The organism is Pseudomonas sp. 05N431, assembly GCF_056397005.1.
The window spans coordinates 88,752-104,752 of record NZ_JBFTMN010000012.1 but is presented as its reverse complement, the minus strand read 5'-3'; the positions used below and the strand labels follow the sequence as shown (position 1 = coordinate 104,752).

17 protein-coding genes and 1 tRNA gene are annotated in these 16,001 nt (G+C 58.1%); 5 read left to right on the top strand and 13 right to left on the bottom strand.

Features of this window, described 5'->3' with window-relative positions:
* Positions 1-36 precede the first annotated feature (36 nt).
* Positions 37-759 (top strand): HNH endonuclease, encoded by a 723-nt coding sequence (locus AC1DIG_RS20735; protein WP_477768782.1) that lies wholly within the window; start codon positions 37-39, stop codon positions 757-759.
* Between the two features lie 163 nt (positions 760-922).
* On the opposite strand, the gene AC1DIG_RS20730 is transcribed toward AC1DIG_RS20735, so the two are convergent.
* From AC1DIG_RS20730 to dapA, 5 genes are all read right to left on the bottom strand, one after another.
* Positions 923-1,012, bottom strand: a tRNA-Ser gene (locus AC1DIG_RS20730).
* Between the two features lie 84 nt (positions 1,013-1,096).
* A complete protein-coding gene (gene purC, locus AC1DIG_RS20725; RefSeq protein WP_071551434.1) occupies positions 1,097-1,807 on the bottom strand; it encodes a phosphoribosylaminoimidazolesuccinocarboxamide synthase in 711 nt (236 codons plus the stop codon).
* A gap of 28 nt (positions 1,808-1,835) precedes the next feature.
* A complete protein-coding gene (locus AC1DIG_RS20720) occupies positions 1,836-2,594 on the bottom strand; it encodes an MBL fold metallo-hydrolase (RefSeq protein ID WP_477768781.1) in 759 nt (252 codons plus the stop codon).
* A gap of 4 nt (positions 2,595-2,598) precedes the next feature.
* Positions 2,599-3,714, bottom strand: coding sequence for an outer membrane protein assembly factor BamC (bamC, locus tag AC1DIG_RS20715; protein WP_477768780.1), 1,116 nt, complete (start codon positions 3,712-3,714; stop codon positions 2,599-2,601).
* Positions 3,715-3,731: 17 nt separating this feature from the next.
* The gene (dapA, locus tag AC1DIG_RS20710; protein ID WP_123428074.1) at positions 3,732-4,610 is read right to left on the bottom strand and encodes a 4-hydroxy-tetrahydrodipicolinate synthase; all 879 of its coding nucleotides are present in this window, start codon (positions 4,608-4,610) and stop codon (positions 3,732-3,734) included.
* A 329-nt stretch (positions 4,611-4,939) separates the two neighbouring features.
* Here dapA and AC1DIG_RS20705 point away from each other — a divergent pair, with 329 nt between their 5' ends.
* The gene (locus tag AC1DIG_RS20705; protein ID WP_045058768.1) at positions 4,940-5,500 is read left to right on the top strand and encodes a glycine cleavage system transcriptional repressor; all 561 of its coding nucleotides are present in this window, start codon (positions 4,940-4,942) and stop codon (positions 5,498-5,500) included.
* Positions 5,501-5,510: 10 nt separating this feature from the next.
* The gene (locus tag AC1DIG_RS20700) at positions 5,511-5,984 is read left to right on the top strand and encodes a peroxiredoxin (protein WP_123428078.1); all 474 of its coding nucleotides are present in this window, start codon (positions 5,511-5,513) and stop codon (positions 5,982-5,984) included.
* 124 nt (positions 5,985-6,108) lie between these two features.
* Here AC1DIG_RS20700 and AC1DIG_RS20695 read toward each other — a convergent pair whose 3' ends face one another.
* Together AC1DIG_RS20695 and AC1DIG_RS20690 are read right to left on the bottom strand one after the other, a co-directional pair.
* A complete protein-coding gene (locus tag AC1DIG_RS20695) occupies positions 6,109-7,179 on the bottom strand; it encodes an AI-2E family transporter (protein ID WP_477768779.1) in 1,071 nt (356 codons plus the stop codon).
* Between the two features lie 30 nt (positions 7,180-7,209).
* Complete coding sequence (locus AC1DIG_RS20690; protein ID WP_019692532.1) at positions 7,210-7,449, bottom strand: sulfurtransferase TusA family protein; 240 nt, start codon at positions 7,447-7,449, stop codon at positions 7,210-7,212.
* 97 nt (positions 7,450-7,546) lie between these two features.
* On the opposite strand from AC1DIG_RS20690, the gene AC1DIG_RS20685 reads away from it, so the two are divergent.
* Entirely contained in the window at positions 7,547-8,980 is a 1,434-nt protein-coding gene (locus tag AC1DIG_RS20685; protein ID WP_477768778.1) for a M48 family metalloprotease, read from the top strand.
* A 64-nt stretch (positions 8,981-9,044) separates the two neighbouring features.
* Here the strand turns inward: AC1DIG_RS20685 and AC1DIG_RS20680 are convergent, their stop codons facing one another.
* From AC1DIG_RS20680 to rpoE, 4 genes are all read right to left on the bottom strand, one after another.
* Positions 9,045-10,472: a DegQ family serine endoprotease gene (locus AC1DIG_RS20680; RefSeq protein ID WP_477768777.1), complete on the bottom strand. Its 1,428-nt coding sequence runs from the start codon at positions 10,470-10,472 to the stop codon at positions 9,045-9,047.
* 248 nt (positions 10,473-10,720) lie between these two features.
* Entirely contained in the window at positions 10,721-11,680 is a 960-nt protein-coding gene (locus AC1DIG_RS20675; RefSeq protein WP_477768776.1) for a MucB/RseB C-terminal domain-containing protein, read from the bottom strand.
* Between the two features lie 8 nt (positions 11,681-11,688).
* Entirely contained in the window at positions 11,689-12,276 is a 588-nt protein-coding gene (locus AC1DIG_RS20670; protein ID WP_477768775.1) for a sigma-E factor negative regulatory protein, read from the bottom strand.
* Positions 12,277-12,307: 31 nt separating this feature from the next.
* Positions 12,308-12,889, bottom strand: a complete 582-nt coding sequence (gene rpoE / locus AC1DIG_RS20665) for an RNA polymerase sigma factor RpoE/AlgU (protein ID WP_019692537.1) — start codon at positions 12,887-12,889, stop codon at positions 12,308-12,310.
* 557 nt (positions 12,890-13,446) lie between these two features.
* Here rpoE and nadB point away from each other — a divergent pair.
* Positions 13,447-15,063 carry an L-aspartate oxidase gene (gene nadB, locus AC1DIG_RS20660; RefSeq protein WP_477768774.1) on the top strand — a complete coding sequence of 539 codons (1,617 nt, stop codon included), beginning with the start codon at positions 13,447-13,449 and terminating at the stop codon, positions 15,061-15,063.
* Here nadB and AC1DIG_RS20655 read toward each other — a convergent pair.
* Together AC1DIG_RS20655 and AC1DIG_RS20650 are read right to left on the bottom strand one after the other, a co-directional pair.
* Positions 15,032-15,481, bottom strand: coding sequence for a protein YgfX (locus AC1DIG_RS20655; protein ID WP_477768773.1), 450 nt, complete (start codon positions 15,479-15,481; stop codon positions 15,032-15,034). The two genes, nadB and AC1DIG_RS20655, sit on opposite strands and share 32 nt — an antisense overlap.
* A gap of 146 nt (positions 15,482-15,627) precedes the next feature.
* A complete protein-coding gene (locus AC1DIG_RS20650) occupies positions 15,628-15,882 on the bottom strand; it encodes an FAD assembly factor SdhE (protein WP_019692540.1) in 255 nt (84 codons plus the stop codon).
* Between the last annotated feature and the right edge of the window lie 119 nt (positions 15,883-16,001).

The following is a 16,001-nucleotide window of genomic DNA, read 5'->3' as shown; positions in this document are numbered from 1 at the left end:
GCATAACTTCTTTCACCTTGTACATGAGTATGGAAAATGGCTCGCAATTTGGTTTCAGAAGCTGATGCAGCAATGGCGTTGGATCTAGCTCAACGCGTTGAGCGCGGAAGCTTCAAGCGCAGCGCTGCGTTCGATCAATTGACAATTGCTCATGGATTCGCACCACACACTGCCAATGCATACCTCAACTGTTATCCGCATTTGCGAAGGGGTACACCGTGGAAGGCTACTGTAGGTGAGCACGCTGTACGGGCGATGTTAGAAATCATTGCCGCCATGGGAGCAAATGATTTGTTAAATGCACTTCAATCGGTGCAGGGTCACATAGACTATTTCGCAGCACGCGGTACGAAGCTGCACGGTCTTCGTGTTCTTTTGCAAGAATTTCAAATACGTTTAGCTGGCATGGTCGAAATTATGCCGCCCTCCCACGATCTTGCTGTTCGAGTGCAGGCATCTATTTCGGATGACTCTGCACAGAGGCTCCAGAGGCTCGCCAGGGCCCCAAAAAAGCCTAAGTGGACCGTACGCATGGTGCGCGACTTTGATCGCAACCCCGACGTCATTGCTGAGGTCCTGATACGCGCGAAAGGATGGTGTGAAGGGTGTGGCAGTCCTGCACCATTTAATCGACGTTCAAATGGGACAGCCTACCTTGAGGTCCATCATGTAGTTCGTCTGGCCGATCACGGTGATGACTCTGTAGAGAACGCAATCGCGCTGTGCCCTAACTGTCATAGGAAGCGGCATTTCGGCTAATCCACACCGCGAGCAGGTTTTGATTTGGCGTCACTCGTCCAGACACTGGAACGGCAGTTTGCCAGCCTCTCGTTTTGCCCTAAAAATGCCCTAAACAAAACACCAGAAACGAAAAAGCCCCTGAAATCTTTAACAATTTCAGGGGCTTAGTCTTATTCAATAATGGCGGAGAGATAGGGATTCGAACCCTAGGTACCGGTGAAGGTACAACGGATTTCGAATCCGTCCCATTCGGCCACTCTGGCATCTCTCCAACGGCGCGCATCATAACAGCACATTCACCGGAAGCGAACCCCCCAAGTGAAATTTTTTCCGTGCTATCAGATGCTTGCGTCGATTACAGCGGTACGCCGAGGCGGTTGGCGACTTCTTCGTAGGCTTCGATGACGTCACCGAGGCCCTGGCGGAAGCGGTCCTTGTCCATTTTCTTGCCGGTGGCCTTGTCCCACAGGCGGCAGCCGTCCGGGCTGAACTCGTCACCGAGGACGATTTCACCGTGGAACACGCCGAATTCAAGCTTGAAGTCGACCAGCAGCAGGCCGGCGTCGTCGAACAGTTTGCTCAGGACTTCGTTGACCTTGAGCGACAGTTCTTTCATGCGAACCAGTTGCTCGGCCTTGCCCCAACCGAACGCCACGACGTGGGATTCGTTGATGAACGGGTCGCCCTTGGCGTCGTCCTTCAGGAACAGTTCGAAGGTGTAAGGGTTGAGCTTCATGCCTTCTTCGACACCCAGACGCTTGACCAGGCTGCCCGCGGCGTAGTTACGCACGACGCATTCGACCGGGATCATGTCGAGCTTCTTCACCAGGCACTCGTTGTCGCCCAGCAGTTTGTCGAATTGGGTCGGCACGCCGGCTTCTTCGAGTTTCTGCATGATGAAGGCGTTGAACTTGTTGTTCACCATGCCTTTGCGGTCGAGCTGCTCGATGCGCTTGCCGTCGAACGCCGAAGTGTCGTTGCGAAACAGCAGGATCAAGCGGTCAGCGTCGTCGGTCTTGTAAACCGATTTGGCTTTGCCGCGGTAGAGTTCTTCACGTTTTTCCATGATGGGCTCCGCTTGCTAAGTAGATGGGCTAGGCGATATGTCGCCAGTCGAGCCCTGAATCTTGATCGGCCAATTGCAGCCAGTCCGGGTCGCACCCAAGGGTGTCGACAAAACATTGCCGGGCCAGCTGCGGCAGGTTGTTCTTGCTGCTCAGATGGGCCAGTACCAGGTGTTGCAGGTCCTGCCAGCCCAACTCGGCCACCAGGCTTGCGGCCTGATGGTTGTTCAAATGTCCCAGCTCACCGCCTACCCGCTGCTTGAGAAAGTACGGGTAGTGACCGCGGGCCAGCAAATCGCGGCAGTGATTGGATTCGATCATCAATGCATCGAGATCCCGATAACCGTCCAGCACCGTGGCGCAGTACGAACCGAGGTCGGTCAGCAGGCCGAAACGCCGCGAACCGTCACTGAAGACGTACTGCGTCGGTTCCTGTGCATCGTGGGCCACGGCAATGACGCCGATACTCAGCCCGCCGATCTGCAACTGCTCACCACCGGCGACAAAGCCTGCCGGTTCAACCGGCTTGCGCATCCCGCGCAGGGTGCCGCGACTCAGGTAGACAGGAAGATTGTAGCGCCGAGACAGCAAACCCACGCCATGCACGTGGTCGGCATGTTCGTGGGTCACCAGTATCGCGCTCAGCTGCGCAGGGCTTACACCCAGGCGCAGCAGGCGTTTTTCGGTTTCACGCAAGGAGAAACCACAATCAACCAGGACGTACGTGTCATCACTGGCTATCAGCGTGCCATTCCCTTGGCTACCACTGCCGAGAACGGCGAAACGCATCTGATCAGCCCAGGTTGTCCTGAATCACGCCCAACACTTTGCGCGCCACTTCAGCCGGCGCAACGGTGTTGATGTTCTTCTCGACGGTCACTTGTACGTTCTCGCCAACCTTGCTCAGGCGAACCTGATAACGCTCGGCGCGGGCTTCAACTTCTTCCTTGCTCGGCGCGCTGCCGAACAGGTTGCTGAAGAAGCCTGGCTTCTGGTCTTTCTTCTCGGCTTTTTCGGAGAGGTTGATGTAGTACAGGCCCAGGCTGCGGTTGATGTCTTCAACGCGCCATTCACCCTTCTCCAGCGCGCGACCTACGCTCGACCAGGCGCGGTCAAGGTCGGTACCGACGTTGAGCACCGGGTTACCACTGCCATCTTCAGTCAGGCTGACACGGTTTGGCGTATCGAAATCACGCGAAGCGAGCATCGAGACCGAACCGCCCTTCTCCGATGTGCGGCTCATGCTGGCGAGCATGTCATCGATCAGCGCAGCGTCCAGGCCAGTGTTGACCGAACGGTTGGTGAACGCGACATCGGCGGTGCTACCGGCAGGACGCTCGGCACTGACCACGTAGACTTCACTGGTGTTGCGCTGCACGCCTGGCTCGATGCGCACCCGCACGCGAGTCTGGCTGTCAGAACCAACGCCGGTACTGCTCAGGCGCTTGGCCATCGCCGCGGAAAGCTCGTCAGAACGCTGCCAGGCCGTGGTGAACTCACCGGTTTGCGGACGCTGTTGATCCAGACGGAAGCCGTTGTCCTGGAAGAACTGCACAGCCACTGGCCAGACTTCAGCCGGTGGATGCTGGGCCATGACCCAACGCGTATCGCCGCTTTTTTGCAGGCTGTAATCGCTGGCATCGGCAATCGCCGACAACGGCTGCGGACGAGGAATGATGTATTCGCCCTTGAACGTGTCATTGGCGACGTTGCTCGGAATCGGCAGCAACGGGTCCAGGCGCTTGGAGGTATGGACATCCGGCGGCAGTTGCATCGGTGCAGTCTGTTGCGCTTCCAGGTAATCGCTACCACGGTCACGGAAATAACCTTCCGGGCCCCAGATCCATCCGCAGCCACTGGTGCTGGAGATAATCAAGGCAAGTGCGGAAAGTCCGGCCATTCGCTTCATGCGTTGTACTTCCTCAATTAAACCAATACGCCGGACTGGCGCATGGCCTGTCGCAGCGGTTCGTGACAGGCTTCGCTGAGCCAGGTGAGCGGCAGACGGATACCGTCCGGCATCAAGCCCATTTCATGCAGCGCCCATTTCACGGGGATAGGGTTGGATTCGATAAACAGGGTTTTATTGAGCGGCATCAGCTTTTCGTGGATCGCCCGGGCTTTCACGGCGTCGCCATTCAGGGCGGCGATGCACAGGTCGGCCATGTCACGCGGCGCAACGTTGGCGGTGACCGAGATGTTGCCTTTGCCGCCCAGCAGGATCAGCTCGACTGCGGTGGCGTCGTCACCGGAAATCACCAGGAAGTCCTTGCTCACGCCGTCGAGGATGGCCTTGGCGCGCGAAAGATCGCCCGTGGCTTCCTTGATGCCGATGATGTTCTTCACGGTCGACAGGCGGATGACCGTCTCGGCCTGCATGTCGCACGCGGTACGACCCGGCACGTTGTAGAGGATCTGCGGGATGTCGACAGCTTCGGCGATGGTCTTGAAGTGCAGGTACAGGCCTTCTTGCGTCGGCTTGTTGTAGTACGGCGTTACCAGCAGGCACGCATCGGCGCCGGCGGTCTTCGCATTGGTGGTCAGTTCGATCGCTTCGCGCGTCGAATTGGCGCCGGTACCGGCGATCACCGGAATACGACCGTTGACCTGCTTGACCACGCGACGAATCACTTCGATGTGTTCGTTCACGTCAAGGGTCGCAGACTCACCTGTGGTGCCGACCGCCACAATGGCGTGGGTGCCGTTTTGCAGGTGAAAGTCCACCAGTTTGCTCAGGCTGTCCCAGTCAAGACGACCCTGTGCATCCATGGGTGTGACCAGTGCCACCATACTGCCCGCAATCATGCAACCGCTCCTGCCGGAAAAAGAGAACGGTAATGGTACTGGCGCCAAGATGCTTGTACAAGCGAAGTACTGCGCTCGCGCCATTCCCCTGAGCGCCGGTTTTCGCTACCCTTCAGACTTTGATCAGTACCGACAGGCTCGTACGCCGGGTTCCAGCCTCCACTTTCGGCCTCACAAGCCCTGATCCTGCGTTGCCGCCTACCCGATCTCGCCTCACTGGAGCTCGTCGCAACCATCTGGCTCGGGCTTTTTGATTTCGCATCCGGACGCCCACCCCGACGAATCGGCCCTTGATAAGTACCGACCGCTCATCGCTTTAGGAATGCTGCATGTCCACCCCCACAGTTCGCGAACAATTCCTTGTCATCAGTGCCCTCGGCGCCAACCCCATGGAGCTGACTAACGTCCTGTGCCGCGCCAGCCATGAAAACCGCTGCGCCGTGGTTACCTCTCGCCTGACCCGTCATGGCGAGTGCAGTGCGTTGGTCCTCGAGATTTCCGGTAGCTGGGACGCACTGGCACGCCTTGAAGGCAGCCTGTCGGGCCTCGCCAAAAAGCACGCCTTCACGGTCAACGTGGTCCGCAGCGCGGCGCTGGAGAACCGTCCACAGGCCCTGCCGTATGTCGCCTATGTCAGCTCGGCTTACCGCTCGGACATCATCAACGAGCTGTGCCAATTCTTCATGGACCACAACGTCGAGCTGGAAAACCTGACCTGCGACACCTATCAGGCACCGCAAACCGGCGGCACCATGCTCAACGCCACGTTTACCGTGACGCTACCGGCCGGCGTGCAGATCAGCTGGCTGCGCGATCAGTTCCTGGACTTCGCCGACGCGCTGAACCTGGACGCGCTGATCGAACCGTGGCGCCCACAGAACCCAATGTAAGGAAGCTCCCATGGCCGTTGCTATCGACCAACCTGTCGCCGACTTCGAAGCGCCTGCCACCAGCGGGCAGACCGTCAGCCTCGCGGCCCTCAAGGGCAAGCAAGTGGTGATCTACTTCTACCCCAAGGACAGCACGCCGGGTTGCACCACCGAAGGTCAGGGCTTTCGCGACCAGTATGCGCAGTTCACCGCGGCCAACACCGAAGTGTTCGGCGTGTCGCGTGACAGCCTGAAATCCCACGAGAACTTCAAGTGCAAACAGGAGTTCCCGTTCGAACTGATCAGCGACAAGGACGAAGCCATCTGTCAGCTGTTCGACGTGATCAAACTGAAAAAGCTCTATGGCAAGGAATACATGGGGGTTGATCGCAGCACCTTTCTGATCGACAAGAATGGTGTACTGCGTCAGGAATGGCGTGGTGTGAAAGTGCCAGGGCATGTTGACGCGGTATTGGCTGCGGTCCAGGCGCTGAACAAGGCCTGATTATTTCGGCGTCCGTTCGGACGCTTTCGCGAGCAAGCTCGCTCCCACAGTGTTTACGCAATCCTTGTGGGAGCGAGCTTGCTCGCGATGAGGTCCTCTGCCCCGCTGAAGAATCAGCTGACAGTTAAAGCAGCGGCGCGACAATCGGCTCCTTGCGCGGCCAGGCATCCAGCACGGCCTTGAACAGGGTGGCCAGCGGAATCGCGAAAAACACGCCCCAGAACCCCCACAGCCCGCCAAACAACAGCACTGCGCAAATGATCGCCACCGGGTGCAGATTGACCGCGCCCGAAAACAGCAGTGGCACCAGCACATTGCCGTCCAGCACCTGAATGATCCCGTAGACCGCCATCAAGTAGATGAACTGATCGCTCCAGCCCCACTGGAACAAGGCAATCAACAGCACCGGCACGGTCACCACCACTGCCCCGACATATGGCACCACCACCGAAACGCCGACCAACAGCGCCAGCAGCGCGGCATAGTTGAGCCCCAGGGTAACGAAGCCGATGTAGGTCGCCCCGCCGCAAATGACCATTTCCATGACCTTGCCGCGAATGTAATTGGCGATCTGCCGGTTCATTTCTTCGGCAACGCGGGTGATCAGTGCACGCTCACGCGGCAGATACCCGCGGACCCACTGACCGATCATCACCCGGTCCTTGAGGAAGAAAAACACCAGGATCGGCACCAGCACCAGATAGATCATGATGTTCACCAGCAATGGCAAGCTGGACAGCGAGAACGTCAACGCCCATTGACCGAACTTGCCAATCTCGCCACGCGCCACTTCGATGGCCTGCAGCACCTGTTGATCGGACACCAGATGCGGATAACGCTTGGGCAGCAACAGCAGCAGTGACTGCCATTTGGCGAGCATGCCTGGCAGTTCGTTGAACAAGGTAATCAGTTGATGCCAAAGCAAAGGCAGCACCACGACCAGAAATAGCAGCAACATGCCCATGAACAGCGCGAACACCAGCCCCACCGCAGCGGCGCCGGGCAAATGCAGGCGCTCAAGGGTGCTGACCAGACCCTGCATCAGATACGCCAGCACCATCCCCGCCAATACCGGCGCGAGCATTCCACCCAGAGTCAGGACCGCAGTGAAGCCCAGAAAGAGCAGCACGGCCAGCACCACGGCCTCCTCATCGGAGAAGTAGCGCTGAATCCAGTCGCGTAACACTTTGAACATCAATATTCCTTAACAATGAACGCCGCAAACTCAGGCTTTTTTCAGCCAGTAGCGAAAAACACCAGCCTCATCTTCTTCATGAAGCAGCGTATGACCGGCCAAACGGGCAAAGGTGCGGAAGTCGCGTTGCGAGCCGGCATCGGTGGCGATCACCTTGAGTACGGCGCCGCTGGGCAGGCGATTGAGCTCCAGCTTGGCCTTGAGCAACGGCAATGGACAGTTCAACCCGCTGGCGTCCAGTTCGGCGTCATGCTCTACAGCGTCGGTCATTGCTTCACTCCGGATAGGTGCTTGAGTGGTCTAGAATATCTGGTCGCAACGCATGTGTCCGGCTACAGTAAGGTCTTTGTCGACTAAGGCTTCGTGCATGACTTTTCTGCGCCCCACCCTGCTGACGCTCGCTTGCCTGCTAGCCTCACCAGGCTTTGCCGACGACCTGCCGTCACTTGGCGATGCCAGTTCTGCCATCGTATCGCCACAGCAGGAATACCAGTTGGGCCGCGCATGGCTGGCGATGCTGCGCAGCCAGGTGTCACAACTCAACGACCCACTGCTCAAGGATTACGTCGAAACCAGTGTCTATAAACTGGTGGAAACCAGCCAGGTCAATGACCGGCGCCTGGAGTTCATTCTGATCAACAGCCCGCAACTCAACGCCTTCGCCGCACCCGGCGGGATTGTCGGGGTCAACGGCGGCCTGTTTCTGAATGCCCAGACCGAAAGCGAATACGCTTCGGTACTCGCCCACGAATTGGCTCACGTGTCGCAACGCCACTTTGCGCGCGGCGTCGAAGCGTCGCAACGGATGCAAATCCCGATGATGGCCGCCCTGCTCGGCGGGATCATCGTGGCCGCGGCTGGCGCCGGAGACGCTGGTATCGCCGCCATCGCCAGCACCCAGGCAGCGGCCATTCAAGAGCAACTACGCTTCTCCCGGGAGAAGGAGCAGGAGGCCGACCGTATCGGTATGCTCAACCTCGAGAAAGCCGGTTACGACCCGCGCTCGATGCCGACCATGTTCGAACGTCTGATGCGCCAGTACCGTTTCAATGCCAAACCGCCCGAATTTCTGCTGACTCACCCGGTCACCGAATCGCGGATCGCCGACACCCGCAACCGCGCCGAACAGTTCAAACCGGGCGGCAAGGAAGACAGCCAGACGTATCAACTGATTCGCGCACGCGTCCAGTTATTCTATGAAGACAGTCCAGGTCTTGCCGCTAAACGCTTTCGCGCCCAGCTCGATGAAAACCCGAAAAGCGATGTGGCTCGTTATGGCCTGGCCATTGCCCAGATCAAGGGCAGCCTGTTCAACGACGCCCGCGAGAACCTCAAGCAGTTACTGGCCAAGTCGCCTGACGAAATCATCTACAACCTGGCGCAAGTCGATCTGGACATCGCCAACAATCGCCTGCCGGATGCACAGACGCGGGTCGACCGGATGCTCGTGCAGTACCCGCGCAACTATCCGCTGAATCAGGTGCGGGTCGACTTGCTGCTCAAGCAGAACCGCCCGGCTGACGCCGAGAAAGCCCTTGAGGCCCTGCTCAAGAACCGCCCGAACGATCCGGACGTCTGGTACATGGTGGCCGAGACTCGCGGCCTGTCCGGCAACATCATTGGCCTGCATCAAGCCCGCGCCGAATACTTCGCACTGATCGGCGACTACCGCCAGGCGATCCAGCAACTGGACTTCGCCAAACGTCGCGCAGGCACCAACTTCCCACTGTCGTCACGCATCGATGCGCGTCAACGGGAGCTGATGGAGCAAGAGCGTCTGGTCAAGGACATGATGGGCTGAGGTTTCTTTGCCCCATAAAAAAACGCCTCTTTCGAGGCGTTTATTTATTCAGTGACCGGCCGGTTTACTCGGCCAGTTTGAAGGTAATGAAGCTGGCACGCCCTTGACGCAAGACCCGCATCGAAACCGAGCGGTTCTTTGGCAGCGCCTGGGCGATTTCCGTGAACTCTTTGGCAGAACCAATCGCCTGATTGTTCAAGTGAGTAATCACGTCGCCTGGCTGCAGGCCGATCAAGGCAGCAGGACCGTCCTGAACGTCCTTGATCACCACGCCACCCTTGAGGTCGAAGGCTTTTTTCTGCTCATCGCTCAAATCGGCCACGGATACGCCCAGGCGATTGCTGCTGCGCTCGACACCAGGCTTGGCAAGGGCATCAAGCTCTTTGCCTTCCTCTGGAATCGCGCCAACCGTCAGATCGACATTTTTACGCTTGCCGTCACGAATAACTTCAAGCTTGGCTTTCTCACCCGCCTTGAGCGCACCCACCAGATGCGGCAGGTCTGCTGACATGATGATCGGCTGACCGTTCATGCTCAGGATCACGTCACCGACCTGCAAACCACCCTTGGCAGCCGGACCGCCATCCTGGATCTGAGCCACCAACGCACCGGCCGGCTTTTCCAGGCCAAAGGACTCGGCGAGATCCTTGCTCACTTCCTGTATCACCACACCCAACCAGCCTCGGCTGACTTTGCCACCGCTTTTCAGCTGATTGGAAACATCCATGGCGACATCGATCGGGATCGCGAACGACACACCCATGAAACCACCGGAACGGGTGTAGATCTGCGAGTTGATCCCTACCACTTCGCCCGCCAGGTTGAACAGCGGACCGCCCGAGTTACCCGGGTTGATCGGCACGTCGGTCTGGATGAATGGCACATAGTTTTCGTTCGGCAGGCTGCGACCAATGGCACTGACGATGCCCTGAGTTACCGTGTGGTCAAAACCGAACGGCGAACCGATGGCAACTACCCACTGCCCGGCTTTCAGATCCTGGGATTTACCCAATTTGAGCACTGGCAGGCCTTTGCCCTCGACTTTCAGCAACGCCACATCAGAACGCGGGTCAGTGCCGACCAACTTGGCTTTCAGCTCACTGCGATCGGCAAGGCGCACGATGATTTCATCAGCATCGGCGATCACATGGTTGTTGGTGAGAATGTAGCCATCAGGCGAGATGATGAACCCTGAACCCAGGGATTGCGCTTCACGCTGGCGACCACGAGGCGCACGCTGCTGTGGCGGCATTCCACGCTCGAGAAACTCGCGCAGCGCCGGCGGCAAGCCTTCCAGATCCGGAATATCCTGATTGGAGACCTTGCGGTCCGGCAATTTCTGCGTGGTACTGATGTTCACTACCGCAGGCGAGGCTTGCTCGACCAACTGCGTGAAGTCAGGCAACTCGGCCGCCTGGGCACTGACAGCCTGACCGAGTACTAATACAGCAGCAAAAATGGAGAGGTAGGATTTCAAACGTGGTATCGACATACGGCTCCCGTTACGACGAGCATGGTTAAGCGATATGGAGCAAGGAATACCGGGAAACATACACCGGTACTTTTGTTCCGGGAACAACAAACAAGGCCAGAGCCGTGGGGCTCTGACCTATAGAAAATTTTTGGGGATTTTGCAAATGGAAATGCTCACCAAACATTTCGGCATCTCAATTGTGGAGTGGACAATTGCTGGCCTCTTTCACAACTAACCGGCTGCCCGATGAGCATCACTGGATCAACTCACTGCTTGGCCGCAGTGGTATCGGCGCGCATGGAGAGGGCAATGCGCTCGGCAGTTCCGATCGGAATTTCACCGACTACCGTGACCATCATTTCGCCATCGGGCGTGGTCAGACGTCGCGAAACTGCAACGGTCGGGCCTAGCTGAGTACGCGTATCAGTAACCACTGCGCCATTGAGCGGCTCCAGGAACACCGAAAAACGCGCCAGGCCATCGTCATACATCAAACTGCTGACCTGGACCTTGGTCTGCGGATCCTTGCGTGCGCTACTGCTGCTGAGTTCGAAGCCAGGTGGCAGCCAGTCGGAATGCCATACCTGAGCGGTTTTCACCGATAATGCCTTGTCGCTGTCGAGCGTCACAGGCTTGCACTCGGCGCTGGCTTGCAGATCACGCTCGGCCGGTACTTCAGCCGTATCCAGGCGGGTAAACTGGAAACGCTCCAGCAACTGCCCCTTGTCATTGAGCAGCAATGACTTCAACGGCAGGCCGGTTTCGCGGTCCAGGTGCAATTCAAAACCATAACGATGCTGATCACGCGGCGTCAGTGAGACAATGACCGCCGGGCGTCCAGCCACGCGCGACTTGCCGATGACGGCAAGGTCATACCAATTCTTGAGCTTTTGTGGATCAAGCGCACGAGCAGAAGAGTCGGGAGCATCCCCCAGCCCCGCTACCAGGCTGCCGCTGACGCATTGAGTATGCCCATCAATACGTACGACTTCCTGAGCAGAACCGTCAAGCTGAAGCAAACGCTCGCGGACTTTGCCATCCTGGACGCGATGCCAGATGTTGTGGGTAGAAAAACTACCGTTACGCTCGTAGACGAAAGTGCCTTGGAAGCTTTGCTGTTGTTCGGCCTGACTCAGGCGGGTCAACCAGTCCTGAGCCTCATCGGCGTAGGCTGGAACAACAAACCAGCCAGTAACCAGCAGCGTAAGTAGAGGGATGGCGCGCATGATCCTCCTTAACGGTTTTCCAGGCTTGCCGCACGAGCATAAGGCAGAGCGCTTTCAGTGCCTTTCAGTGCAGCTTGTTGAGCATGTTGGCGCAAGTAGCCTGGCAGACGCTGATCATGCCAGCCCGGCTGACCTTGCAATACGCCGTTGGCCATAGGACCAGTGGCTTCCGAACTCTCATTGTAGCCTGCCAAAACGGCTGGACCTTTTACTTGAGGAACGGCCAGGGCCGGTTGAGTGGAGTGCTGGGCCAATTCGACACCGGCGATCTCATCCTGGTTGTACAGGCGCACGCCAGCCAGAACAGCAAGGGTCACCGATGCGGCCACCGCCAGACGCCCCACGGTACGCCACGGACCACGAGTGGCCTTGACCGGTACGGCTTCGTCAGCCAGGGCAGCAGAAACGGCCGAAGCAATATCCAGACGAGGGATCAGCAGGTCCTTGTGCATGACTGCACGAGCGACTTGGTAACGGGCCCAGGTCTCGCGGGTTTCAACATCGTCAAAGGCATTTAATACCCGACGCAATTCCAGTTCGTCCGCTTCGTTATCCATCACTGCGGACAGCGATTCCTGCAGGGCTTCACGACTCATGGCGGTTCCTCTCTTGGCTGTCGCCGCTGTCTCAGCTTTCCTGCAACAACGGCTGCAGGGCTTTATCGATGGCTTCCCGAGCGCGGAAAATCCGGGAGCGCACGGTACCCACCGGACACTGCATGACGCTCGCAATGTCCTCGTAACTCAGACCATCAAACTCACGTAAAGTTAACGCCGTACGTAAATCTTCTGGCAGTTGCTGGATGGTTCGATGGACGGTGCCTTCGATCTCATCACGCAGCAATGCACGTTCCGGCGACTCGAGATCCTTGAGGCCATGATCGCCATCGTAGAACTCTGCATCCTCTGAACTGACATCGCTATCCGGCGGCCGACGGCCACGTGAAACCAGATAGTTTTTCGCCGTGTTGATGGCGATGCGGTAAAGCCACGTATAAAACGCGCTGTCGCCGCGAAAATTTCCAAGTGCACGGTACGCCTTGATAAAGGCTTCCTGTGCGACATCCTGGGCTTCATGGGTGTCGTGCACGAAACGCACGATCAACCCGAGAATTTTGTGCTGGTATTTCAGCACTAGCAGATCGAAAGCGCGCTTGTCGCCGCGTTGAACGCGCTCGACCAGCTGCTGATCCTCTTCCTGGGTTAGCATGAACACTCCTCGATAAGCTCGGAGGAGGCTTGCATAACTAATCGATCAGGCTTGCAAACATAGACTCGGGCTTTTCGCAAAAGTTCTCCCCCTCCAAGCAAGTTTCCTGCGCGCTCTGATTTGGCACACACGAAAGACGCAGCACGGGCTGGGCCGGCTACGCGAATAATCTTTTCGTCGAATCCACCCGCAGTGACCAAAACACAAATCCTGCGTGAATCCGACGCTGTTCCTTGTTTCAGGCAACCTTCTATTGAGCTTGGGCGCTTGGCAAAGTTCCCAACCTCTATTGTCGTGCGAAACCGATAATGTATGACCACGCAGCGAAAAACAGCACTTCATCGGCGATCAGGCTGCCTTATCGTCGACCCTGCGTGTAAATCGTCCTACACAACCATCTGTCTTTTCCGTCACAGTAGTTTCACATTGCCACGTAGGCCCGACTATTGTGCCGATCCACCCCTCTATATACTAGTGCGCTGTGTGGCTGTCTCGACTCGCCGATTCAGGTGTCTTGCGCCAACCCCGACCCGGGTCGCTTTGAGCGGAATCCTGAAATGAGCCAACAGTTTCAACACGATGTTCTGGTGATTGGCAGCGGCGCTGCCGGTTTGAGTCTGGCATTGACCTTGCCCGATCATTTGCGCATTGCCGTACTGAGCAAAGGCAACCTCGCCAACGGTTCGACCTACTGGGCCCAGGGCGGAGTCGCTGCCGTGCTGGATGACACCGATACCGTTGAATCCCACGTCGATGACACCCTCAACGCTGGCGGAGGTCTGTGCCACGAAGACGCCGTGCGCTTTACCGTCGAGCATAGCCGCGAAGCCATTCAATGGTTGATCGATCAGGGCGTGCCGTTCACCCGCGATGAACAGTCCGGCACTGAAGACGGAGGTTTCGAGTTTCACCTGACCCGCGAGGGCGGCCACAGTCATCGGCGCATTATTCATGCCGCCGACGCCACAGGCGCCGCGATTTTCAATACGTTGCTCGATCAAGCACGGCAACGGCCGAACATCGAGTTGCTGGAGCAACGGGTCGCCGTTGATCTGATCACCGAAAAGCGCCTGGGCCTGGAAGGTGATCGCTGCCTTGGCGCCTACGTGCTCAATCGCGGCACCGGCGAAGTCGATACCTATGGCGCGCGGTTCGTGATCCTCGCCTCCGGCGGTGCCGCGAAAGTCTACCTCTACACCAGCAACCCGGATGGCGCCTGCGGCGACGGCATAGCCATGGCCTGGCGTTCGGGCTGCCGGGTGGCGAATCTGGAGTTCAACCAGTTCCACCCCACCTGCCTCTACCACCCACAAGCCAAAAGCTTCCTGATTACCGAAGCCCTGCGCGGTGAAGGCGCACATTTGAAGCTGCCAAACGGCGAACGCTTCATGCAGCGCTTTGACCCACGCGCCGAACTGGCGCCACGGGACATCGTCGCCCGGGCAATCGACCATGAAATGAAGCGCCTGGGTATCGACTGCGTCTATCTGGACATCAGCCACAAACCTGCATCTTTCATCAAGTCGCACTTTCCGACGGTGTACGAACGCTGCCTGGAATTCTCCATCGACATCACCAAGCAGCCGATCCCGGTGGTTCCGGCTGCGCACTACACCTGCGGTGGTGTCATGGTCGACCAACACGGCCGCACCGACGTGCCTGGCCTGTATGCGATTGGCGAAACCAGCTTCACCGGCCTGCACGGTGCCAACCGCATGGCCAGCAACTCGCTGCTGGAATGCTTCGTCTATGCCCGTTCAGCGGCGGCAGACATTCTTGAACAACTGCCGGAAGTCGCGATTCCGAGCGCCCTGCCCGCCTGGGACGCCAGCCAGGTCACCGACTCCGACGAAGACGTGATCATTGCGCACAACTGGGATGAGCTTCGGCGGTTCATGTGGGACTACGTGGGCATCGTGCGCACCAACAAGCGCCTGCAACGCGCCCAGCATCGCGTGCGCCTGCTGCTGGACGAGATCGACGAGTTCTATAGCAACTACAAGGTCAGCCGGGATTTGATCGAGCTGCGCAACCTGGCTCAGGTGGCCGAACTGATGATTCGCTCAGCCATGGAGCGCAAGGAAAGTCGCGGCCTGCATTACACCCTCGATTACCCGAACATGCTGCCAGAAGCACTGGACACTATTCTGGTGCCGCCCACCTACGCCGACTGAACTTGAGCCGCACCCGCAGGCGTCGGTGAATATCCGTCGCCTGCGCATCGCGCGGCACACAGATCGCCCGGACCCGCCGCTCGCCATGCAGACGAAAACGCAACACGACGACCAACGGTAGCGCCAGGCTGTCAGGGCGTAACTGCACGGATTGCCAGCCCGACTCCTGACTCCACAACTGCCAACCATCAGCGTCCCGGCGCAAGCCACGGAATGCCTGCGGGTGCGTCAGCAGAATCTGTCGCGGCAACACCCAAAAACCGTGAGCCACGCACAGCGCAATGCCGAGCAAACTGGCCCATACCGGTATAGAGAGCAGCAACAGCGAACCCAGCGCGAGCAGCTGGGCGAGAAGATAAGCCGCCAGCAATTGCCGCGAGGCATGCCAGCGGCACTCAAACTGGGTGTCCTTTCTCACAGTTACGTTTCTCTTTTGGCGAGTGGCTGTTGTTGCCAGGCAAGGCGCCGCGACGAGTCATAGCCCGCTATGGCGAGGAGCGGCAACGCGGCATGGCGACAACAGACGCCGTCAAAAAGAAACAGTAACTGTGAGACAGGACACTCTCACTTGGGTTGGACACGGTCCAGAATCATGCGGACCATGCGCTGCAGCTCAGGGTCTTCCGATTCGGCGCGCTCCATGAACCAGCCGAACATGTCCTGATCTTCGCATTCAAGCAGTTTGCGGTAGCACTCGCGATCGACATCGTTGAGGTGCGGATAAACCTCTTTGACAAACGGCACGAGCAACACGTCAAGCTCGAGCATGCCGCGGCGGCTGTGCCAGTAGAGGCGGTTCAGTTCAACATCTTCGACCATGGAGCGCTCCTCAAATAGAGCGCAAGTATACAGCCCCAATCCCTGTCGAACAGTCGGCTTTGGTCGGGCACCCTCGAACCTTTGTGAACTACCCATTTCAAGGGCGCCCCCTTATGATG